General features: G+C 63.8%; 23 protein-coding genes. 15 read left to right on the forward strand and 8 right to left on the reverse strand.

What is annotated here, in order from left to right; genetic code table 11:
• Positions 1–122: 122 nt before the first annotated feature.
• From HU720_RS19585 to HU720_RS19595, 3 genes are all read right to left on the reverse strand, one after another.
• A complete protein-coding gene (locus HU720_RS19585) occupies positions 123–2,843 on the reverse strand; it encodes a DUF6543 domain-containing protein (RefSeq protein WP_186521953.1) in 2,721 nt (906 codons plus the stop codon).
• 61 nt (positions 2,844–2,904) lie between these two features.
• The gene (locus HU720_RS19590) at positions 2,905–3,246 is read right to left on the reverse strand and encodes an EscU/YscU/HrcU family type III secretion system export apparatus switch protein (protein ID WP_186521954.1); all 342 of its coding nucleotides are present in this window, start codon (positions 3,244–3,246) and stop codon (positions 2,905–2,907) included.
• Entirely contained in the window at positions 3,243–4,811 is a 1,569-nt protein-coding gene (locus HU720_RS19595; RefSeq protein ID WP_186521955.1) for a flagellar hook-length control protein FliK, read from the reverse strand. Before HU720_RS19595 ends, HU720_RS19590 begins: the two co-directional genes overlap by 4 nt.
• Positions 4,812–4,997: 186 nt before the next feature.
• Between HU720_RS19595 and ccmA the strand changes: the two genes are divergently transcribed.
• The 12 genes from ccmA to HU720_RS19655 all read left to right on the forward strand — a co-directional run bounded on the left by ccmA (position 4,998) and on the right by HU720_RS19655 (position 13,755).
• Entirely contained in the window at positions 4,998–5,630 is a 633-nt protein-coding gene (gene ccmA / locus HU720_RS19600) for a cytochrome c biogenesis heme-transporting ATPase CcmA (protein ID WP_186521957.1), read from the forward strand.
• Positions 5,627–6,295, forward strand: a complete 669-nt coding sequence (ccmB, locus tag HU720_RS19605) for a heme exporter protein CcmB (protein WP_186521959.1) — start codon at positions 5,627–5,629, stop codon at positions 6,293–6,295. Before ccmA ends, ccmB begins: the two co-directional genes overlap by 4 nt.
• A gap of 46 nt (positions 6,296–6,341) precedes the next feature.
• Entirely contained in the window at positions 6,342–7,109 is a 768-nt protein-coding gene (locus HU720_RS19610) for a heme ABC transporter permease (protein WP_186521961.1), read from the forward strand.
• Positions 7,106–7,282 (forward strand): heme exporter protein CcmD, encoded by a 177-nt coding sequence (ccmD, locus tag HU720_RS19615; protein ID WP_186521963.1) that lies wholly within the window; start codon positions 7,106–7,108, stop codon positions 7,280–7,282. Before HU720_RS19610 ends, ccmD begins: the two co-directional genes overlap by 4 nt.
• The gene (gene ccmE, locus HU720_RS19620; protein ID WP_186521965.1) at positions 7,279–7,734 is read left to right on the forward strand and encodes a cytochrome c maturation protein CcmE; all 456 of its coding nucleotides are present in this window, start codon (positions 7,279–7,281) and stop codon (positions 7,732–7,734) included. Before ccmD ends, ccmE begins: the two co-directional genes overlap by 4 nt.
• Positions 7,731–9,719, forward strand: coding sequence for a heme lyase CcmF/NrfE family subunit (locus HU720_RS19625; protein WP_186521967.1), 1,989 nt, complete (start codon positions 7,731–7,733; stop codon positions 9,717–9,719). Before ccmE ends, HU720_RS19625 begins: the two co-directional genes overlap by 4 nt.
• On the forward strand, positions 9,716–10,252 hold the full coding sequence (locus HU720_RS19630; protein WP_186521969.1) for a DsbE family thiol:disulfide interchange protein: 537 nt from the start codon (positions 9,716–9,718) through the stop codon (positions 10,250–10,252). Before HU720_RS19625 ends, HU720_RS19630 begins: the two co-directional genes overlap by 4 nt.
• A complete protein-coding gene (locus HU720_RS19635) occupies positions 10,249–10,725 on the forward strand; it encodes a cytochrome c-type biogenesis protein (RefSeq protein WP_186521970.1) in 477 nt (158 codons plus the stop codon). Before HU720_RS19630 ends, HU720_RS19635 begins: the two co-directional genes overlap by 4 nt.
• Complete coding sequence (ccmI, locus tag HU720_RS19640; RefSeq protein ID WP_186521973.1) at positions 10,718–11,902, forward strand: c-type cytochrome biogenesis protein CcmI; 1,185 nt, start codon at positions 10,718–10,720, stop codon at positions 11,900–11,902. Before HU720_RS19635 ends, ccmI begins: the two co-directional genes overlap by 8 nt.
• A gap of 12 nt (positions 11,903–11,914) precedes the next feature.
• The gene (locus tag HU720_RS19645; RefSeq protein ID WP_186521975.1) at positions 11,915–12,325 is read left to right on the forward strand and encodes a hypothetical protein; all 411 of its coding nucleotides are present in this window, start codon (positions 11,915–11,917) and stop codon (positions 12,323–12,325) included.
• 75 nt (positions 12,326–12,400) lie between these two features.
• Entirely contained in the window at positions 12,401–13,339 is a 939-nt protein-coding gene (locus HU720_RS19650) for a 2-hydroxyacid dehydrogenase (RefSeq protein WP_186521977.1), read from the forward strand.
• A 77-nt stretch (positions 13,340–13,416) separates the two neighbouring features.
• Complete coding sequence (locus HU720_RS19655) at positions 13,417–13,755, forward strand: FKBP-type peptidyl-prolyl cis-trans isomerase (RefSeq protein WP_186521978.1); 339 nt, start codon at positions 13,417–13,419, stop codon at positions 13,753–13,755.
• Between the two features lie 13 nt (positions 13,756–13,768).
• On the opposite strand, the gene HU720_RS19660 is transcribed toward HU720_RS19655, so the two are convergent.
• Both HU720_RS19660 and HU720_RS19665 read right to left on the reverse strand, forming a co-directional pair.
• Positions 13,769–14,455: a hypothetical protein gene (locus HU720_RS19660; RefSeq protein WP_186521979.1), complete on the reverse strand. Its 687-nt coding sequence runs from the start codon at positions 14,453–14,455 to the stop codon at positions 13,769–13,771.
• Positions 14,455–15,336, reverse strand: a complete 882-nt coding sequence (locus HU720_RS19665; protein WP_186521980.1) for a hypothetical protein — start codon at positions 15,334–15,336, stop codon at positions 14,455–14,457. The genes HU720_RS19660 and HU720_RS19665 overlap by 1 nt, the downstream gene beginning before the upstream one ends.
• A 202-nt stretch (positions 15,337–15,538) precedes the next feature.
• On the opposite strand from HU720_RS19665, the gene HU720_RS19670 reads away from it, so the two are divergent.
• Positions 15,539–16,198 (forward strand): histidine phosphatase family protein, encoded by a 660-nt coding sequence (locus tag HU720_RS19670; protein WP_186521981.1) that lies wholly within the window; start codon positions 15,539–15,541, stop codon positions 16,196–16,198.
• 172 nt (positions 16,199–16,370) lie between these two features.
• Here the strand turns inward: HU720_RS19670 and HU720_RS19675 are convergent, their stop codons facing one another.
• From HU720_RS19675 to HU720_RS19685, 3 genes are all read right to left on the reverse strand, one after another.
• Positions 16,371–17,099 (reverse strand): aspartate/glutamate racemase family protein, encoded by a 729-nt coding sequence (locus tag HU720_RS19675; protein ID WP_186521982.1) that lies wholly within the window; start codon positions 17,097–17,099, stop codon positions 16,371–16,373.
• A 16-nt stretch (positions 17,100–17,115) separates the two neighbouring features.
• Entirely contained in the window at positions 17,116–18,651 is a 1,536-nt protein-coding gene (locus tag HU720_RS19680; protein WP_186521983.1) for an NCS1 family nucleobase:cation symporter-1, read from the reverse strand.
• Positions 18,652–19,111: 460 nt separating this feature from the next.
• On the reverse strand, positions 19,112–19,549 hold the full coding sequence (locus HU720_RS19685) for an Lrp/AsnC family transcriptional regulator (RefSeq protein WP_186521985.1): 438 nt from the start codon (positions 19,547–19,549) through the stop codon (positions 19,112–19,114).
• Between the two features lie 131 nt (positions 19,550–19,680).
• Between HU720_RS19685 and HU720_RS19690 the strand changes: the two genes are divergently transcribed.
• Entirely contained in the window at positions 19,681–20,577 is an 897-nt protein-coding gene (locus HU720_RS19690) for a DMT family transporter (RefSeq protein ID WP_186521987.1), read from the forward strand.
• Positions 20,578–20,666: 89 nt separating this feature from the next.
• The gene (locus HU720_RS19695) at positions 20,667–21,593 is read left to right on the forward strand and encodes a class I SAM-dependent methyltransferase (RefSeq protein ID WP_186521988.1); all 927 of its coding nucleotides are present in this window, start codon (positions 20,667–20,669) and stop codon (positions 21,591–21,593) included.
• The last annotated feature ends 223 nt before the right edge of the window (positions 21,594–21,816 follow it).

Below are 21,816 nucleotides of genomic sequence, written 5' to 3' on the forward strand. Positions count from 1 at the left end.
CTGCGCAGCAGCCCTGAAAACCCAAGGGGCTGCTGCGCAGCCCAACGCGGGGCAAGCCCGCTCGCCACAAGGAGATAGCCTGCACAGGACTGCACATGACTGTGTCCCCCAAAACTGCCGGGTCAGGTGAATTTCCAGCTGTTGGCATGGCCCATTTCGGCAACCTGGTCCAAAGGGACGTTGTTACGGATGGCGCGGCTGAACGCCGAAAGGTTCATCGCCGAATGAATGTCATGTACCGGTGAAACCAGCAGTACACACAGTTCGCGCAGTTGCTTGAGCCATGGCAGGTGCTGGTCGATCACATCGTTGAACACGCCAGGCCCGGTCAGTTGGCTCAGCTTGCGGGCATAGGCGTCAAAACCCACCGGGTCGTCGAGGTAGTCCGGCCGCTGCAGGTAGAAATCTCCGGCACTGCCATAGCGTTTGAGAATTTCGTCGGAAATGGCATCCAGTGTCGGGTTGCCCGCATGGCTGCCGATCAGGCTGATGTTGTACTTGATGTACATGCCCAGTTGATCGTTGGACACCGGCGCTGCCAGCAGCAAGCCATCGGTGGTGGTGCTCAGTGGTGCACTGGCCAGTGGCGGCTGGCTGGGTGCACTGGCTGCCAGCAGGCGGTCGTCCGCGTCCATATAGATACCGCCATAATGTTTGAGCAGCCGGTAGCGCAGAATGTCGGTGGCCGAACTGAAGTTGCTCGCGCCGCCGCCGTTGCCGATGATGGCTGCCTGATATTGAGGGTAATAGGGCGATGCCTTGAACTCGGTGAAAAAGCCCTGTTCTTCAAGGTTCAGCACCTTCAACCCATGGGCACGAGCCCGCAGCAGGTTGATGTTCTGCTGGTAAATGCCTGACGACTGCCCCGACAACAACAGCTGGTAGCGAAAACCGCTGCCCTTGAGCACCGTGCTGTTGTGCTCAAGGGCGGCGAGATACTCCGGCTGGATCACCCGATCGCCAACCCAGACGCTTGAAATCAGGCGCTCGATGGGGGTGCGCACCAACCGCTCGTACTGGCCGAAGTCCACTGGCAAGCGCAGGTCAATGCCCAGCGCGCGCAGGGTAGCCATGCGTTGTTCATCGGTAACGGTGCGGTCGGTTTGAGCCAGCCGCGCCAGGGCGCTGGTGCTGTGCTCGCTGACTATCCAGCGTGGTGGCTCGCTAAGGTCCTGGTCGCTGATGCGAATGAAGCAGTCATTGACGTAGTCATACTCCACCCATTCGCTGGTAACCTGGCCATTCTCGCTGATCCAAGCGGCAAAGCGGTGCCCGAGGTTTTCGTCGATGCGCGCTACCAGTGCCGACACCAAGGTGGAGGACACCACTACGTCCTCGCGAAAGGCCGTTTCAGCTGGCAACAGGTTGACTTCGGGAGGTTGCACTGCGCTGCCGACCAGCTCGGTGATACGGGTGCTGGCGACAAAGCCTGGGCGGCAGTAGCGGAACAGCATGTCGGGGCGCGCGGCGACGCTGCCGAGCAACTGCGAGGCGTTGAACAGCCCGAAAACCTGCTCGTTGACGCCTGCGGTGCGTATGTCCAGCGTCTTGCCGTTTACCGTCTTGTCCATGCCCAGGCTGAACTGGATCAATCCGCCGACGGCCAGCAGCGGGGTCAGTTCCGGTAGCACCATGCACACCGGCAGCAGCAGGGTTACCGCCGCATTGAGATAGCTGCTCCAGCGCGATTTATCGATTTCGTGGTTGCTGGTGATCAGCGCGTCGGCGTCCTCATAGGAGCGTTGCAGGTGACGCAGGGTGAGGTACTCGAAAAGGTCGCTGGTGATCGGTTCGAGGTATTTGTCCGACTTGTAGTCGATCATGTGTTGCGGGTCCCACACGCCACTCGTGGCAAAGCCGGGGTGGTTTGGGGAGAAACGGTGCGGCTCGGGGAAAAGGCCCAGACCGGCGAGTGCTGTACGCAGGCCGCTGAAGTCCAGGCCGTCGGGCCAGTCGGCGGGCGAAAACATGTGCAACAGCACCTCGCGCCGACGGCTGTCGCGGCACTGTTCGGCAAACCAGGTCTTCATCACGGCAAGGCTGCTGAACTCGTGGAGCGGCGAGGCGTTACCCGGTACATAAAGTACGCAGTGCCCTGACTCGCGCTCCAGCAGCACCATCGAAGTCGAGTGGTAGCCATAGACATTGAGCATCGACGCTTTGAGCGGCTGCATATCGATGGAAACCAGGCCTGCGGCTTGCCACACCATCATGCGCCCGGCCAGGCTCAGGGTGCCGGCAAACGCCTGGCGGTTGGCCGCCGCGATGAAGTTGATCTTGATCGCACGTTGATACAGCGCCTGGCTCTTTTTCCAGTAGGTGTCCAAGCTATGTTTGTAGAGGTGGTGAAAGTGCTGCTTCCAGATGAACGCCTGGAAGTCTTCGGCGCGAATGTCCACGCGCGTCTGCGCGCTGTAGACCTGCGGCTGTGTGCGTCGATACAGGCCGTTGAACACCAGGTAGCCGGAGGTGTTCGAAAGCGCCGCAGGTGGCTCAAGCTGGCTGACGATGGTGAGGATGCCGTCAGGCTCGATGCCTGCCCAGTCGCCATAGTGAAACCCTTCATAGCCTGCGGCTGTTTCGCCTTGCCAGTTGCCCAGCATCGCTTCGACCAGGGTCATCTTCTGGCGGATCAGCGCCTGGTTGGGATGCCCAGCGGGCTTTTGCGCTGAAGGGTCGGATTGGTAGCGCAAGGTGACAATGTCGATGTCGTTGGCCGAAATGTTCACACCTTTGGCCGATAGCCATTCGGTCAGCACGCTTTCGGCGAGGCTGTCCGGGCGCGGGAAGTCAGCCAGGGCTGCACGCACCAGGTGCAGGTTGTTTTCCGGGATCGATTGCATGGGGCAGGGCCTTTCAGAAGGGGAAAGGCCAGAGGGTCAACCAATCGGCAGGCGGCGGGGGCTACATATCGCTCGGGGGTGGCAGCAGCAGCTTGCCGGGAGTAACGTCGCGCGCTGACGGGGCGCTGTCGTCAAAGGCTGCTGGCACCTTGCCGCGCAGTTGCCACGCGAAGGCGATGATTTCGGCGATGGTCAGGTACAGCGCTTCGGGGATCTGCTCGCCCAGCTCAAGGCGCGCCAGCAGGCGCACCAGCTCGGCGTTTTCGTAGATGGGCACTTCGTGCTCGCGGGCCAGGGCCAGGATCGCTTCGGCGAGTTCATCGTCGCCCTTGGCGCTGAGTGTCGGGGCCTGTTGCCCGTCGTAGCTCAGGGCGATGGCCTGGCGTGGTTGCGTGTATTTCATGCGTTTTCATCCACCCAACGTTGTTCCAGGCGCGTCCGGGGGCCTTGTGGCGGGGTGCCGGGGTGACATTCCAGGTCGCCAACATCCAGGCCACGGGCCAGCAGGCGCTCACGCAGGGCGCTCAGTTGGCTGTCGATGAGCCGCGCCGTGCGTTCCTGCTCGGCCCACAGCTGCCCCGACAGGCGCCCCTGTGCCAACTGCGCCTGCACCTGTAGCGGGCCGAGCGGGGCCAGGTCGAAGGCAAGCTCGATGCGCCACAGGGCTGCCAGCGCATCGTGGTCATCCCGGGCACGTTCGCGGCCAGCTTGCTGCTCGGGGGTTTCCTCACGTTGCAGCTTGAGCTGCAACGGCACGAACTCCTGGCCGTGGCGGATGGGCACCTCGGTTTGCCAGCTGGTTTGCAGGTTGCCGTTTTCCAGGGTGCCGGTCTGTTGCAGGCTCGACAGGGCGTGGCTCTGCAGACGTGAAACCGCGCTGGCCGCCAGGCGCAGCAACTGCTGCAGGTCTGCTTCGTCTTCCAGGCTTTGCAGCAGGCGCGAGGGCAGCGGGAAAGCGCCGGGTTGTTGCCGTGGGGTCACCTGGCCAAGCATGCCCAGGGCGCTGCGGGCAAAGCCGGGCAACGCCTGTGGCAGGGCGCTGGCGAGCAGCGCCGGGTTCGCCGCGATGCCGCCCGGGGGGGTTGGCAGTTGTGTTATCAGGCGCAGCAGTTGTGCCTTGAGGTCCGGCGCAAGCGAGCTGCCCAAACCACCGAGCAGCTTGGCTTCCAGAAACGCACCGCTGTTGTTCACCGCCTGCGCCAAGGTTTTTGGGTCACTCAACTGGCGGGCGTCCGGCAGGCCCGCCAGCAGGCGCTCGGCGCTGGCGCGCAGTTCGGCCCCAGTGTCGGGCGAGCGCGCCGTCTGTTGCAGTGCTGCCAGCAGGCCCGGCAGGGAAGCCTGCTGGCTTTGTTGGTTGAGCAAATGCTGAGCGACCGCCAACTGGTCCTGGCGGCCACTGAGCGGTACAAAGCGTAATGACTGGTCGCCCTGTACCGAGGCGCTGAGCAGGCTGCCTACCGCCAACGGCCGCGGGCTGTCGACGGTCAGCGTAGCGCCGGCCTGGCTGCTGTTGAGCAGCGTCACCAGCGAGCGGTAGCTGGCCGGCTCGCCTGGGGTCTGCGCAAGCGCCTGGGTGGTGACGACCTTGCCTTGCAGCAGGGTACCCACCGGGGTCTGGCTGGTATCGAGGCGGGTGAGCGTGGCCACGTTGTTGGCCCTGGTGGTCTGCACCAGCACCGCCAGCTCGTTGCTTTGGGTTTGCGTGACGCTGATCTGGCTGCCCAGTGGAAAAGGGCTGCTGGAGCTGGCCTGCACCTGCAACTGGGCACCGTTGCCCTGGGTCAGGCGCAGCATCATCTGGAAGTCCTGGCCGACCTGGCGCAACGACATCACCTCGGCGCGCGCCGTCTCGCCGTTGGCGACCACCGGTTGCGGTTGCAGCAGGCGCAGCAGCTCGCCGGTCATGGCAGCTTTGGCTGCTGGTGCGCTTAGCGCAGTTTGTGCGCCGAGACTATTGATTTCAGTCATGATTGTATACAACCTGTCGAACCAGCTCTCGTGGCAGCGGGGCACCCGTGCAATAATGCCGCCCGCCCGCCTGCCAGTATAACGGCAGTGCGTGGAGCGACTTGAGACACTGGGCTCATTGGCGCTGGCGTGCAACCGCGATGAAGACGCCAGCGACGGTGACCCGACACAGCATAAGGCGATACCGTGACCCTTCATCTTCAAGCCGTGGACCTTGCCTGCGAGCGCGACTGGCGGCTGCTGTTCGAGCACCTCGACCTTGAACTGCGCCCTGGCGATATGCTGCAGATCGCCGGCCCCAATGGTAGCGGCAAGACCAGCCTGTTGCGCCTGCTGGCCGGGCTGATGCAGCCGACCGAGGGGCACATTCTATTCAATGGCAGCCCACTGGCCGAGCAACGCCATGCCTTGGCCAGTACCCTGTTGTGGATCGGCCACGCGGCCGGCATCAAAGAGCTGCTCAGCGCCGAAGAAAACCTCACCTGGCTATGCGCGCTGCATCAGCCCGCCAGCACCGAAGTCATTTACCAGGCGCTGGAAGCCGTCGGCCTGCGCGGCTTCGAAGACGTCCCTTGCCACACCTTGTCTGCCGGCCAGCAGCGCCGCGTGGCGCTGGCCCGCTTGTACCTGCACAGCCCGCCGCTGTGGATTCTCGACGAACCGTTCACCGCCCTGGACAAACAAGGCGTGGCGCAGCTTGAAGCGCACCTGGCTGCGCATTGCGAGCAGGGCGGTACGGTCGTGCTGACCACCCACCACAGCCTGGAGCTCAAGCCTTCGGGTTACCGTGAACTGAACCTGGGGCAATGGGCGGCATGAGCGTATTTGTTCTGTTGTTGCGCCGTGAAGCGCGCTTGTTGTTCCGCCGCCCGGCCGAGCTTGCCAACCCGCTGGTGTTCTTTGCCATCGTCGTGGCGCTGTTCCCGCTGGCGGTCGGCCCGGAAAGCCAATTGTTGCAAACCTTGTCGCCGGGGCTGGTGTGGGTGGCGGCACTATTGGCCGTTCTGCTCTCGCTGGATGGGCTGTTTCGCAGTGATTTCGAGGACGGGTCCCTTGAGCAATGGGTGTTGTCGCCGCATCCGCTGGCCATGCTGGTGCTGGCCAAGGTGCTTGCCCACTGGATCTTTTCCGGCCTTGCGCTGGTATTGTTGGCGCCGTTGCTGGCGTTGATGCTGGGCCTGCCGGCCAGTTGCCTGCCCGTGCTGCTAGCCTCTTTATTGTTAGGTACCCCGGTGCTGAGCCTGCTGGGCGCGGTGGGTGCTGCCTTGACCGTCGGGCTTAAGCGAGGCGGGTTGCTGTTGGCGCTACTGATTCTGCCTTTGTATATCCCTGTATTGATCCTGGGCAGTGGAGCGTTGCAGGCGGCGTTGCAGAATATGCCCGCCACCGGCCAACTGCTCTGGCTCGCCAGCCTGACTGCCCTGACCGTGACACTTGCACCCTTTGCGATCGCCGCCGGCCTGAAGATCAGCGTCGGCGAATAACGAGTTTCGGGCACCGCAGCCCGGCCAATACCCTGGATACACCCTGATGAAAATAAGCTGGACGTGGTTCCACAAACTGGGTTCGCCCAAATGGTTCTATGCCATCAGCGGCCGCATGCTGCCGTGGCTTGCCGTTGCCGCCGCGGTGCTGTTGCTGGTCGGCATGGTCTGGGGCCTGGCCTTCGCGCCGCAGGACTACCAGCAGGGCAATAGCTTCCGCATCATTTATATCCATGTGCCAGCGGCGATGTTGGCGCAGTCCTGCTACGTGATGCTGGCGGTGGCCGGTGTGGTGGGCCTGGTGTGGAAAATGAAACTGGCCGACGTCGCCCTGCGCTGCGCTGCGCCCATCGGCGCCTGGATGACCGCCATCGCGCTGGTCACTGGCGCCGTCTGGGGCAAGCCGACCTGGGGCAGTTGGTGGGTGTGGGATGCCCGGCTCACCTCGATGCTGATCCTGCTGTTCCTGTACTTCGGCATCATCGTGCTGGGGCTTGCCATCAGCAACCGCGACAGCGCCGCCAAGGCCTGTGCGGTGCTGTCCATCGTCGGGGTGATCAACGTACCGATCATCAAGTACTCGGTGGAGTGGTGGAACACCCTGCATCAAGGCTCCACCTTCACCCTGACCGAAAAACCGGCCATGCCCGCCGAAATGTGGCTGCCGCTGCTGTGCACTGCATTGGGCTTCTACTGCTTCTTCGGCGCGGTGCTGCTGATGCGTATGCGCCTTGAGGTGCTCAAGCGCGAAGCACGCGCCAGTTGGGTCAAGGAAGAAGTGCTGAACAGCCTTGGGCGGGAGAAAACCAAATGAGCTTCACCTCCTTCAGTGATTTCCTCGCCATGGGCCACCATGGTCTGTACGTCTGGTCGGCCTATGGCTTCTGCCTGTTGGTGCTGGCGCTGAATGTCGACCTGCCTCTGCGCGCTCGTCGTCGCTATCTGCAACATGAGGCGCGACGTCTGCGCCGGGAGAGCAAACCGTGAATCCGCAGCGCAAGAAACGCCTGTTCATCATCCTCGGCCTGCTGGCCGGTGTCGGCGTGGCCGTTGGCTTTGCCCTGAGCGCCCTGCAACAGAACATCAACCTGTTCTATACCCCAACCCAGATCGCCAACGGCGAAGCGCCGCTGGATACCCGCATCCGCGCAGGCGGCATGGTCGAGAAAGGCTCTGTGCAGCGCTCGGGCGATTCGCTGGATGTGCGTTTTGTGGTGACCGACTACAGCAAGTCGGTGCCCATTACCTACCGCGGCATTCTCCCCGACCTGTTCCGCGAAGGGCAGGGCATCGTCGCTTTGGGCAAGCTCAACGCCGAAGGTGTGGTGGTGGCCGATGAGGTATTGGCCAAGCACGACGAAAAGTACATGCCACCTGAAGTGACCAAGGCGCTCAACGACAGCGCCCAGGCCGCCAGCGACGCGCAGGCCAAGCCATGAACGCTGCGTTGGTAATCCCCGAACTCGGCCAGTTGGCGATGATCCTGGCCATCTGCTTTGCCGCCGTGCAGGCCACGGTGCCGATGCTTGGCGCCTGGCGGGGCGACAGCCTGTGGATGGGGCTGGCACGCCCGGCGGCGTGGGGCCAGTTCGCGTTTCTGGCGTTCGCCTTCGCCTGCCTGACCCACGCCTTCATGACCGACAACTTCTCGGTGGCGTATGTCGCCAGCAATTCCAACAGCGCCTTGCCCTGGTACTACAAGTTCAGCGCGGTGTGGGGCGCCCACGAAGGCTCGCTGCTGCTCTGGGCTTTGATTCTCGGCGGTTGGACCTTCGCCGTGTCGGTATTCTCGCGGCAATTGCCACAAGTGATGCTGGCCCGCGTGCTGGCGGTGATGGGCATGATCAGCGTCGGTTTTCTGAGCTTCCTGATCATCACCTCCAACCCGTTCGCGCGCCTGCTGCCGCAGGTGCCCACCGATGGCCGTGACCTTAACCCGCTGTTGCAGGACTTCGGCCTGATCGTCCACCCGCCGATGCTGTACATGGGCTATGTAGGCTTTTCGGTGGCCTTTGCCTTTGCCATTGCGGCGCTGCTTGGCGGGCGCCTGGATGCGGCCTGGGCGCGCTGGTCGCGGCCGTGGACCATCATCGCCTGGGCGTTTCTGGGGGTGGGTATCACCCTTGGCTCGTGGTGGGCCTATTACGAATTGGGCTGGGGCGGCTGGTGGTTCTGGGACCCGGTGGAAAACGCCTCGTTCATGCCTTGGCTGGTGGGCACGGCGCTGATCCACTCGCTGGCTGTGACGGAAAAACGCGGCGTGTTCAAAAGCTGGACCGTACTGTTGGCCATTGCCGCGTTCTCGCTGAGCCTGCTGGGCACCTTCCTGGTGCGCTCCGGCGTGCTGACCTCGGTGCACGCGTTTGCCGCGGACCCTGAGCGTGGTGTGTTCATCCTGATTTTCCTGTTGTTCGTGGTCGGCGGCTCGCTGACCCTGTTTGCCCTGCGCGCGCCGGTGGTCAAGAGCCAGGTGGGGTTTGCCCTGTGGTCGCGCGAGACGCTGCTGCTGGCCAACAACCTGGTGCTGGTGGTGGCCGCGTCGATGATCCTGCTCGGCACGCTGTACCCACTGGTGCTCGATGCCCTGACTGGGGCCAAGCTGTCGGTCGGCCCGCCGTACTTCGATGCGTTGTTCCTGCCGCTGATGGCGCTGTTGATGGTGGTGCTTGGCGTGGGCGTGCTGGTGCGCTGGAAGGACACGCCGACCAAGTGGCTGGCGGGCATGCTGACCCCGGTGCTGATCGGCAGCGCCGTGCTGGCACCACTGGCCGGCCTGCTGCTGGATGACTTCGACTGGCCGGCGCTGAGCGTGTTTGCCCTGGCTGCGTGGGTGGTGCTCAGTGGTGTGCGCGACCTTCTCGACAAAACCCGCCACAAAGGCCTGGCCAAGGGTATCGGCAGCCTGACCCGCAGCTACTGGGGTATGCAGCTGGCGCACCTGGGGCTGGTGGTGTGCGCCTTGGGTGTGGTGCTGTCGAGCAACAACAGTGCCGAGCGCGACCTGCGCATGGCGCCAGGGGAAACCGTCGAGCTTGGCGGTTACCACTTCCTGTTCGAGGGTGCCAAGCACTTCGAGGGGCCGAACTTCATTTCTGATCGGGGCACCATTCGGGTCTCGCGCAATGGCCGCGAAGTGTCGGTGCTGCACCCGGAAAAACGCCTGTACACCGTGCAGCAGTCGATGATGACCGAAGCCGGTATCGATGCAGGCTTTACCCGCGACCTGTATGTGGCACTGGGCGAGCCGCTTGCAAACGGCGCCTGGGCTGTGCGCTTGCATATCAAACCTTACGTGCGCTGGATCTGGCTGGGCGGTCTGCTGACTGGCCTGGGTGGCCTGCTGGCGGCGTGCGACCGGCGCTACCGCGTCAAGGTCAAGACCCGGGTGCGTGAGGCCCTGGGCGTGTCTGGAGCAACGGCATGAAGCGTTGGATCATGGTCGTGCCACTGGCAGTGTTCCTGCTGATGGCCGTGTTTCTGTACAAAGGGTTGTTCCTCAAGCCCGATGAGCTGCCCTCGGCGATGATTGGCAAGCCGTTCCCCGCCTTTGCCCTGCAGACGGTGCAGGGTGACCGCAGCCTGACCCAGGCCGACTTGCTTGGCCGCCCGTCGCTGGTCAACGTGTGGGGCACCTGGTGCCCGTCGTGCAAAGTCGAGCACCCCTACCTGAACCAGTTGGCCGGGCAGGGCGTGGTGATCCACGGCGTCAACTACAAGGACGACAGCGCCGCGGCGCTGAAATGGCTGGCCGAGTTCCACAACCCGTACCAGCTCAACATCGCCGACCCGCAGGGCACCCTGGGCCTGGACCTTGGTGTATATGGCGCGCCGGAAACCTTCCTGGTCGATGCCAAGGGCATCATCCGCTACAAACACGTCGGCGTGGTCGATGCCACTGTGTGGCGCGAGCAGTTGGCGCCTTTGTACCAGGGCCTGGTCGATGAGGCGCGGCCATGAAGCGTTGGCTTGCCGCCGCGGTGCTGGGGCTTGGCCTGGCCGGCATGGCCCATGCGGCCATCGACACCTATCAGTTCCGCGATGAAGCCGAGCGCGAGCGCTATCAGCAACTGACCAAAGAGCTGCGTTGCCCCAAGTGCCAGAACCAGGACATTGCCGACTCCAATGCCCCGATTGCCGCTGACCTGCGCCGCGAAATCTTCCGCATGCTCGGCGAAAACCAGAGCAACCAGCAAATTGTCGATTTCATGGTCGACCGCTATGGCGACTTCGTACGCTACAAACCGGCCTTGAGTGGGCGCACCTGGCTGCTCTGGTTCGGGCCGGGGTTGCTGCTGGCCGGTGGTTTCGTGGTGCTGGCGCTGATTGTTCGCCGCCGCCGTGGGCCTGCGGGTGACGATGGCACCGAACTGTCCGCCGCTGAACGCGAGCGGCTTGCCAAATTGCTCAACAAAGAAGCTTCCCATGACTGATTTCTGGCTTAGCGCAGGCCTGCTGCTGCTCGCAGCCCTGGCATTTCTGCTCGTTCCGATCCTGCGCGGGCGCCGCCAGCAGGCCGAGCAAGACCGTACCGCACTGAACGTTGCCCTGTATGAAGAGCGTGTAGCCGAGCTTGCCGGCCAACAGGCGGCCGGCGTGCTCGATGCCGAGCAATTGGCCAAGGGCCGTGATGAGGCTGCCCGTGAGCTGTTGGCCGACACCGAGCGCGACGATGCCGCGCGCCAGGGCCAGCTCGGCAGGGCCGTGCCGCTGTTGGCGGCAGTGCTGGTACCTGCCTTGGCGTTGGGCTTGTACCTGCACTATGGTGCGGCAGACAAAGTCGCCCTGACCCAGGAATTTGCCAGCGCGCCGAAGAACATGCAGGACATGACCGCCCGCCTTGAGCGTGCCGTGCAAGCCCAGCCGGATTCGGCCGAGGGCGTGTATTTTCTGGGCCGCGCCTATATGGCCGAGCAGCGCCCGGCGGATGCGGCCAAGGCGTTCGAGCGCGCCGTGGCGCTGGCGGGGCGTCAGCCCGAGCTGCTTGGACAATGGGCTCAGGCGCAGTACTTTGCCGCTGACAAGCAGTGGTCGGCGCAGTTGCAGGCGTTGACCGATGAAGCCCTCAAGGCCGACCCCAACGAGGTCACCAGCCTGGGCTTGCGCGGTATCGCCGCGTTCGAGGGTGAGCGTTTCGACGAAGCCATCGGCTACTGGCAGCGCCTGCTGGCGCAACTGCCCGAGGGCGACGCCTCGCGCGCCGCGCTGCAGGGCGGTATCGACCGCGCCGCCGACAAACTCAAGGCTGGCGGCGGCAAGGTGGTTGCCACGGCGCGGCTGAAAGTGCGGGTTGAGCTGGCGGCCGAACTCAAGGGCAAGGTGCGCCCTGACGACACCGTGTTCATCTTTGCCCGCGCCAGCAATGGCCCGCCGATGCCGTTGGCGGCCAAGCGGGTGACAGTGGCGCAGTTGCCCATCGAGGTGGAGCTGTCGGATGCCGACGCGATGATGCCGCAGATGAAACTGTCAGACTTCAGCGAAGTCCAACTTGTTGCCCGCGTTTCCCGTGCCGGGCAGCCCACCAAAGGTGAATGGAAAGCGCAAAGCGCGCCGCTGGCCACCGCGACCCAGGCCACCCAGCACCTGACCATCGACAGCCCAGACTCATAAGAGAGCGCCGCCATGAACAGCACCGTCCGCCTGACCCTGATTACCCTGGCATTGGGTCTGAGCGCGTGTACGGTGCACCAGCCGGCGCAGCGCGAACCGCTGCCGCCGCTTGAAACCACGCCAACCCCGCAGGGGCCGGTGGTCAAGCCGCTGCCGAGCAACAAGCCCAGCACCCCGGCGGCGATCCCCAAGCCCATGCCGCGCACCTCGGCAAGCTTTGCGCCGCCACCGGGCGGCGCCAGCCATTGGGACCCGAAGCTGGGTGTGTACGTGCTTGAGAAGCAGCCCAACACGTTTTATCGCCAGCGCACCTACTACCGCTGGAACAGCGGCTGGAGCTGGTCGCTGAGCCCCAATGGCCCATGGCAGGACACCGACAGCAGCGGTGTGCCGGGCGGCCTGGGCCGCGCCTTCGCCCAGTAGCTCCAAGCCTGGGCCGCGATGGCATCCGCCGGGTAGCCTCTGCATAATGCCGGTTCACATGGAGCCGGAGGTGGCATGCACAAGACAGTCCTGGTGTTGGTCGAAACCGTCGACGATTACCTGCCCTTGCTGGAACAGGCCGGCTACCGGCTGATACGCGCACCGTCGCCGCAAATGCGCGCCGCCGCCATCGCCCGGCATGCCGGCGAGATCGACGCCGTGCTCACCCGTGGCCCGCTGGGCCTGACCGCTGCCGAAATCGACGCGTTGCCTGCGCTGCAGATCATCTGCGTGATCGGAGCCGGTTACGAGCAGGTCGACCTGGCTGCCGCCGCCGCCCGGGGCATCATCGTGACCAATGGCGCTGGCGCCAACGCAGGCCCTGTTGCCGACCATGCCATGGCGTTGCTGCTGGCCCTGCTACGGGACATCCCGCGTGCCGATGCCAGCACCCGGCGCGGTGAGTGGAACCGGGTGATCAGCCCTTCGGTCAGCGGCAAGCGCCTGGGCATCATTGGCCTTGGCGCAGTCGGCCAGGCCATTGCCCGGCGGGCCGCGCAAGGCTTTGACATGAATGTGAGCTACCACAGCCGCACCCCGCGCGCAGATGTGCCCTACACCTGGTACGACACGCCGCTGCACCTGGCCGATGCGGTGGACATCCTGGTGGTGGCAACCCCCGGGGGGCCTGGTACGCGGCACCTGGTGGATGCTCGGGTTCTTGAGGCACTGGGCGCCGAGGGTTACCTGGTCAATATTGCCCGGGCCAGCGTGGTGGATACCGATGCGCTGGTGGTCGCGTTGCAGCAGGGCGTGATTGCCGGTGCCGCGCTGGATGTGTTCGATGACGAACCCCAAGTGCCCGAGGCGCTGCGGGCACTGCACAATACTGTGCTTACTCCGCACGTAGCCGGCCAGTCGCCGGAGGCTGCGCGGGATACGGTGGGCCTGGTGTTGCGTAACTTGCAGCGCTTTTTTGCCGGGGAAGGGGTGCTGACGCAGGTTCATGGCTAGGCCGCGCTGCTGCGCACTTGCCAATGTTGGCTATTCCTGAGAAAACGACGCCCCCGCAACCCACCTGGAAACTGCGCATGGACAACGAGCTGCACATCACTGACCTGCACGAAGGCGACGGCAAAGCCGTGGTCAAGGGCGCCCTGATCACCACCCAGTACACCGGCTGGCTCGCCGATGGCAGCGAGTTCGACTCGTCCTGGTCGCGCGGCAAGCCGTTCCAGTGCGTGATCGGCAGCGGCCGCGTGATCAAAGGCTGGGACCTTGGCCTGATGGGCATGCGCGTTGGCGGCAAGCGCAGGCTCAAAGTGCCTGCGCATCTGGGCTACGGTGAGCGCAGCGTGGGCTCCATCCCGCCGAACTCGGACCTTGAATTCGAAATCGAACTGCTCGAAGTGCTCACCCGCGACGACTAAGCGCTGCGAGCCCTCAGTTGGCGGCGTCGAACTGGCGGCTGCTGGCGTTCCATTCGAACGTTTTGCCCAGGCAGCCCCGGGTGGGCGGCACCACCAGTTGCAAGCGCCCGCCACTGAGCTGCACCTGCACCGCGTCCAGGCCATCGGCGATACACCCGGTGGCTGCGACATCCAGCGCCTGCACCTGCTTGCCGCTGGTTTTGTCCATGACCAGAATCTCGCGCATGGGCATCCATGACTTTTCCATCGGCAACATGAAGTACAACCGCTCGCTGGACTGCGCCTGCAGCACGGCAAGGGTTGCGCCCTTGGGGAACGCATCGTCGCTGCGCAGCTCGCCTGTCAGGTGCAAGGACAGCTTCAACTGCTTGCTGGTGGCGTAGGCCGTCCAGGTGCCTTCAAGCACCGGGGTGCTCCGGGAAAACTGGTTCGAGGCAAAGTGCAGCCTTGCGCTCGGCAGCCCGGCGCTGTCCAGTTCATCCATGGCGATGCGGTCGTAGTGGTAGGCAGTGGTGGGTTTCAGGCGGATCGGCGTGCGGTAGCGGGTGTAGGCATACACCCCCTCCATCTGCCCGTTCTGGTTTTTCAGCACCAAGGTGATCGGCGCCTTGCCCAAGGTGCCTTCGTAGATCATCACACTGGCTTGAACGCAGGGTGTGGCGCCTAGCAGCAATGCCAGGCCAAGCATCAGGGTACGCATCAGAACCTCGTCTCGAAGCTGTTGGTCTGGGTCAGTTGCCGAGGGCCTTCGAACTGCCAGGTTTCCCACTGCTCGGTACTGGTGTCGAAGCGCCGCCCGGTGAGCACCTGAATCGGGCCGTTCTGCGAATGACGCAGGTCGCCGCGTTGGGCCAGTTGTTCGAGCGGTTCGCAGCGCTCATAGCGCTGGGTATCGGCCTGGTACAGGAAGTACTGGCGAACCTTCGGTGCGCCTTCAGCCTCGCGTACCCAGGCGCTGAAATCGATGACGCCATCGTTGTTGTAGTCATCGAAGGTCAGGCTGCGGCTGCCGTCGAATTGCAGTTGCAGGTTGTCCAGGGGCGCCAGGTCCTGGCCGCTTTGCAGGTCATGCACGGTGATGCGGTCGATGGTGCCTACGGCGGTGTCGACGGGCTTGCTGGCGTGCACGCGCACGCTCATGCGCGGCCCGGCATCGGGCTGCTGCAGTTCACCGTCCCAGGCCCGGTCGCGGTCGCTGCGAAAGAGGATCGAGTCCTGCAGCTTCACCGCCTGCCGGGTTCGGCCACGCAGGTCGATGCGCGCGCCTTGGATGCGATAGGGCGCGTCCAGCCGAAACGGCGCCAGTTGCAGGGTTGCGCTGGGCATTTTCGGGTCGTCCATGAGGTTGAGCAGCACGCCCTCGTCGGGGTGCCACGGCGTCTCCTCGAACAGGGTGACGCGCTGGCTGTCGCGCTCCAGCAGGTAGCCGCTCAGGGTGTCCTTGCCATGGTAAAGCGCGACTTCCAGCGGGCGGCCATCGAGGGTGCCCTGGAATACCCGCAGCGGCAGGTCGCCAGCTGAGGCGGGGAGGGCTAGCGCAAACAGGCCAAGGCCTGCGAGCAGATGAAACGGGTTGGGCATGATGGGCGTCCGTGCTGGCAAAAAGTGGGCAGATTAGGCGCCGCCAGCCTGGGCTGCAAGGTCAGGGATGAACCAAATGCGCCGGGAGGACTCTGACCCTCACTCGCTGCCAGGGACGGCGATTCACTCAAGGAGGGCTTTGCCGTTGGCGGCAGGGCGTGGTGGCGGGGACTCAGAACCGTTTGCCACAAGAGCCTGCCCCATGAAGTTGCCGACTTTCCTGCGCCGCCGCCACCTGCTGCTTGGTCTGGCCCTCGCCTGCGCCGCCATACCACCGGCACTGGTCGTGGTCGAGAGCCGGGCGCAACCAGTCGATGGCACGCAGACCCTGGTGTTTCTGCGCCACGCCGAAAAACCCGGTGAAGGCCTGGGCCAGCTCAACTGCCAGGGCCTGAACCGTGCGCTGGACCTGGCGACCGTACTGCCCGAGCGCTTCGGCGATGCCGACTATGTGTTCGCCGCCAACCCGTCGCGGCATGTCGAAGAAGGTAGCCAGGACCTGCGCTACAGCTACATTCGCCCGCTGATGACCATCACCCCCAGCGCAATTCGCCTGGGCCTGCCGGTGAACATCGACTACAGCGCCAACGACACTGACGCACTGGCCGATGAGCTGCTCAGCAACAAGTATCGTAATGCAACGGTTTACACCGCCTGGTCCCACGGTTACCTGCCAGAGCTGATCAATACGGTGGCGGGCAAGGCGCTGGGGGAGGAGCGGGTGATCACCGAAGACTGGAGCGGCGATGACTTCGATACCTTGTATGTGCTCACCTTGACCTGGCACGACGGCAAGGCCACGCTGCTCAGCCGCAATGTGCGCCAGCAGCTCGATGGCGGATCGAAAGCCTGCCCGACGTGAGGCTCAGGCTTCACGCGGTTACCTGGTAGGAGCGGCCTTGTGTCGCTAAAGGGCTGCGCAGCAGCCCCGAATCCTGGCCGCAAGCCAAATCGCCGGGGCCGCTGCGCAGCCCTTTCGCGGCACAAGGCCGCTCCTACAGGTGACCGCGTCGTTTTGGGTTTGGCTGGAGGCCTCAGCGCCCCAGGCGCATCGGCCAACCCACGACTTTCTTGGCTCTGGGCGTTGCGTAGGTGCGCACCTTCGAGGTGCTCAACCCCAGCCGCACCAGCGACTCGGCAATGGTCACCGCCGCGCTCACGCCGTCGACCACCGGCACGCCGGTGCGCTGGCGGATCTCCTCGTCAAGCCCGGCCATGCCGCCGCAGCCCAGGCAGATCACCTCCGCCTTGTCATCGCGCACGGCGCGCTCGGCCTGCTCGACGATGGCCTGTACCGCACGCTGCGGGTCAGCCTCAAGCTCCAGCACCGCAAGGCCACTGGCGCGCACCGAAGCACAGCGATCGTACAGGCCGGAAAGCTTGAGGCGGTCCTCGATCAGCGGCACGGTGCGGTCCAGGGTAGTCACCACCGAATAGGCGTGGCCCAGGTACATCGCGGTGCTGGCAGCGGCATCGGTGATGTCCACCACCGGTACATCGAGCAGCTCTTGCAAGCCCTCACGCCCGTGCTCGCCGTAGCCGGCCTGGATCACCGCGTCGTACGGCTGGTCGTAGGACAGCACGCGGTCCATGACCGCGATGGCTGCAAGATAACTCTCGAAATTACCCTCCACCGATTCGGCACCGAACCACGGCGTCAGGCCGACGATCTCGGTGCCCGGCGCTGCGACACGGCGTGCCTGCTCGGCGATGGCCTCGGTAATGGCTTCGGTGGTGTTGACGTTGACGATCAGAATACGCATGGCAAAGCTCCGCAAATCAATGGCTGCTGTGGTCGACGGCGATGCATTCGCCGCTCACATCGAGGTAATGGCGGTTGCGCGGGGCAATCAGCAGGTAGACGGCGGCGGCAATGCCGGCACCGATCAGCCACGAGAACGGCGCGACGCTGTGGAAGTGCGGCACCAGCGCCAGCACGATGGCCAGCAGTGCGGCCGGCAAGAAGGCGGCGACGGCGCGCAGGTTGATGCCGCGGCTGTAGTGGTAGGCGCCGGCCGGGTTCTCGCTGTACAGCTCCGGCACGTTGATGCAGCCCTTACGCAGCAGCCAGTAGTCAGCCATGATCACGCCGTACAGAGGGCCAAGCAGGGCACCCAGGCCGGACAGGAAGTACACGATCACCAGCGGGCTGTTGTAGAGGTTCCATGGCAGGATCAGTACCGCCAGGGTGGCGCTGATCAAGCCGGCGCGGCGGAAGTTGAGGTGGCGTGGCGCCAGGTTGCTGAGCACGAACGCAGGGGCGACGAAGTTGGCCATGATGTTCACCGCCACGGTGACGATCAGGAAGGCCAGGCAGCCGAGTACCAGGAACGCGGTATTAGGGATGCTGGCGACGATCTGCGTCGGGCTGTCGATGATCTGGCCGTTGATCTGGAACTGCGCGCCGCACAGCACCACGGTAATGGCCGCGAATACCAGGATGTTTACCGGCAGGCCCCAGAAATTGCCGACGCGGATGGTCTTGCGGCAGGGCGAGCTGCGTGCGAAGTCGCAGAAGTTCAGCACCAGGGTGCCGTAGATGGCCAGCCACAGTGCGCCGCCGGCAAAGATGTTGCGCCACATCTCGTAGCCCGTCAGCGGCTCGGCCACCGACCAGGCGATGCGTGCATCGGCCTTGAAGTACATGAACACCGCAAGGCTTGCGACGGTGAGCAGAATCACCGGCCCCGCGAAGCCTTCGTAGCGGCGCACCATTTCCATGCCATAGGCAAGAATCACCAGTTGCACCAGCCAGATCGACACGAAGCACACCCAGCCCAGGCTTGAGAGCCCAAGGATGCTGTCGTGGTCATAGGCTGCGACCTGCGGCCACATGGCGGTCAGCAGCACGCGCAACACCACCGACGCCAGGTAGGTCTGGATGCCGAACCAGGCGATGGCGATGATCGCGCGGATCAGTGCCGGAATCTGCGCGCCGTGGATACCGAAGGCGATGCGGCTGATAACCGGGAAGGGTACGCCGGTTTTGTGCCCCATGTAGCCGGACAGGTTCATGAAGAAGTACACCAGCGCCGCGCCGATGGCCAGCGACAGCAGGATCTGCCAGCCGCCCAGGCCCAAGGCGAACAGGCCCATGGCGAAGGAGTAGTTGGCGATGTTGTGCACATCGTTGGTCCACAACGCGAAGATGCTGTAGCCGCCCCAACGGCGGCCTTCGCTCTTGGTCGGTGCCAGGTCGCGGTTGTGCAGGCGCGGGCTCAGTTCGAGCGGCGCGGGTTGGCCCTCCAGCGTAGTACTGGCGGGGTGGGTGCTGGCAACGGAAAGTTCAGGGGCAAGGTCGACGCTGCTACTCATTCCGGCGGCTCCTGATGCGTGACTGCGATGAGCGGGCGCTGGCGCACGGGCTCGCCATCTCGTCGGTGCAGGCGTTGGCATCACTGGGTTCTGGGCGCAGCGGTCGTTTCAGGGCGACGCTGCGAGTTATTGTGTATTTATGTTTTGCTCAACGTGTATACAAAACATGAACACACAAAAGCCAGTTCCGTGCCAGCGTGAGTGCAAGTTGTTAGGGTTGCTGAGTTTGTTATCCGTTTTTATTAATATAAGTCTATGAATATCAATGTTTATTATCTGACCGATAAAACAGGTTTTATTTTTGTCTAGTTCAGTTAACTGAGTGGTCGGTCAGATTTGGCCATAAATCCCGTGTAACTTAATGGGGCGTTACCTTTTGTGAGTGCACACAAAAATGGCACCTAAGGTGACATTTCTGTGTACAAGATTTGGCCGGCGCAAGTTTGCGCTCGGCACAGGCTCAGGCCATTGGCGGCAGCCTGCGCTTGACCGGGCTTTTCTTGATGATTGCGGTATTGGTTTCGGCCAACGTATTGAGCCGGTCCAGCAAGGTGTCCAACTGCTCCATCGAGCGCACGTGCAGGCGGGCGATAAAACAGTCCTCACCGGTAACCTTGTCGCATTCGGTGAACTCGGGGATGGCAATGATCTGCCGCTCCACCTCTTGCAACTGCCCAGGCAAAGGACGGATACGCACGATGGCCTGCAACTGGTAACCAAAGCAGCGCGGATCGATGTCCACGGTGTAACCGCGCAGTACGCCGCGCTCTTCAAGGCGGCGCAGGCGCTCGCTGACACTGGGTGCAGACAATCCGCTGATTTGCGCCAACGCTTTGAGCGAGCGACGCGAGTCTTCCATCAGGGCGTTGATCAGCAATTGGTCGATATCGTCGGTCATGGTTGCCTCGAAGGTGATGGCAGGGGTTTGCCTTGATAGTAAAGGCAGAACCTGTAATACGCCTTGGTTATCCGCTGGAGAGTGCCGTTAGCGGCTGCGCATACTGTGCCCATCGTCTACGGAGGTGTGAGATGGACAATTCGCTACGCCGCGGTTCGCTGGAAATGATTGCCGCCATGCTGATTTCCGGGACCATTGGCTGGTTCGTGCTGGCATCGGGGCTTGCAGTAACCGAGGTGGTGTTCTGGCGCTGCGTGTTCGGCGCGGCCACCTTGCTGGTGGTCTGCGCGCTATTGGGTTATTTGAAACCGGGGGTAATAAGCCGTACCGCGTTGTTACTGGCCATCGCCAGCGGTGTGGCCATTGTCGGTAACTGGTTGCTGCTGTTCGCCTCGTATTCGCGCGCCTCCATCGCTATCGGCACGGCGGTGTACAACGTGCAGCCGTTCATGCTGGTGGGGCTGGCGGCGTTGTTTCTGGGTGAGAAGCTGACCGTGGCCAAGCTGACGTGGCTTAGCGTGGCCTTCGCCGGCATGCTGGCGATTGTCAGCGCCCATGGCACCGCGCAGGGTAGCGGGGGTGAGTACCTGGTCGGCATTGCCATGGCGTTGGGGGCGGCGCTGCTGTACGCCATCGCCGCGCTGATCATCAAGCGCTTGAGCGGCACGCCACCGCATTTGATTGCGCTGATCCAGGTGAGCACCGGGGTGCTGTTGCTGGCGCTGTGGGTGCGCCCGAGCGGGTTGCCGAGCGAGCCGGGGGCGCTCGGCAGCCTGCTGACCTTGGGCATTGTGCATACGGGCTTGATGTACGTGCTGTTGTATGGCGCGATTCAGCGTTTACCCACGGCGTTGACCGGGGCGCTGTCATTTATCTACCCGATTGCGGCCATTCTGGTTGATTGGGTTGCCTTTGGGCATCGGCTGGCGCCGCTGCAATGGCTGGGGGTTGGGCTGATTTTGTTGGCGGCGGCAGGGATGCAGCAGGGCTGGTGGTTCAGGTCGCGGCGGGTGGTGGCCGGGCATTGAGGGGATGATGGGGCCGCTTTGCGGCCCTTCGCGGCGCAAGGCCGCTCCTACACAGGTAGAATGGCGGTTTTCCCAGCTTGCGACCTGCCATGACTTCGCCGATTCAGACCCTCGAGCAGCACCTGCTCGCAGCCCTCGACCCCGCCCCTGAAGAGACCCGCCGCCTGTTCCACGGCCGCGGCCGTTGCTGGCCCGGGCTTGAGCAGATCACCGTCGACTGGCTGCAGGGCGTGCTGTCGGTGGCGCTGTTCCGCGAACTGGCACCGCCGCAGCAGGCCGAGCTTGAAAGCATGCTGCGCACCCTGGCCGGGCGCCCGCAATGGTGCGGCCAGGCGATCATCATCCAGCACCGTTACCTGCCTGACAGCCCTGGGCAGTGGTTGGTCGGCGAGCCGTGTCAGCAGCGCGAAGTGATCGAAGACGGCCTGACTTACCTGCTCGACCTGGGCGTGCGGCAGAACACCGGCTTGTTCCTCGACATGCGCTACGGCCGTCGCTGGGTGCGTGAACAGGCGGCGGGCAAGCGTGTGCTCAACTTGTTCGCCTACACCTGCGGGTTTTCCGTGGCGGCCATTGCCGGCGGTGCCGAGCAGGTGGTCAACCTGGATATGGCCAAGTCGGCGTTATCGCGTGGGCGCGACAATCATCGGCTGAACGGCCACGATGCGTCGCGGGTGGCGTACCTGGGCCATGAGCTGTTCAAGTCCTGGGGCAAGGTGCGCAAGTACGGGCCCTACGACCTGATCATCATCGACCCGCCGACCTTCCAGCGGGGGAGCTTCGTGCTGACCCAGGATTACGGCAAGATCTTGCGTCGCCTGCCGGAGCTGTTGAGCGAAGGTGGCACGGTGCTGGCGTGTGTCAATGATCCGGGTATCGGGCCGCAGTTCCTCATCGATGGCATGGCTGAACATGCGCCAGGGTTGGGGTTTGTCGAGCGTTTGGCAAACCCGCCGGAGTTTCCTGATGCGGACCCGCAGGGTGGGCTGAAGGCCCTGGTGTTTCGGGCGGTTTGAGCCCGCCTGGGCGGCCGTATCGCAGGCTGTCGCCAGCTCCCACAGAGATCGCGCAAAGTCGCAATATTGAGGCCTTGCCCAGATCCTGTGGGAGATTCTATGGTTTTGTACAAACCTGTTCCCGGCAGACATATCTCCTTGTGGCAAGCTCCTTTGTGGCGAGCGGGCTTGTCCCGCGTTGGGCTGCGCAGCAGCCCTGAAAACCCCAGGGGCTGCTGCGCAG

The sequence above is a fragment of the Pseudomonas sp. SWRI51 genome, from assembly GCF_014268825.1.
Taxonomy (GTDB): Bacteria; Pseudomonadota; Gammaproteobacteria; order Pseudomonadales; family Pseudomonadaceae; genus Aquipseudomonas; species Aquipseudomonas farsensis.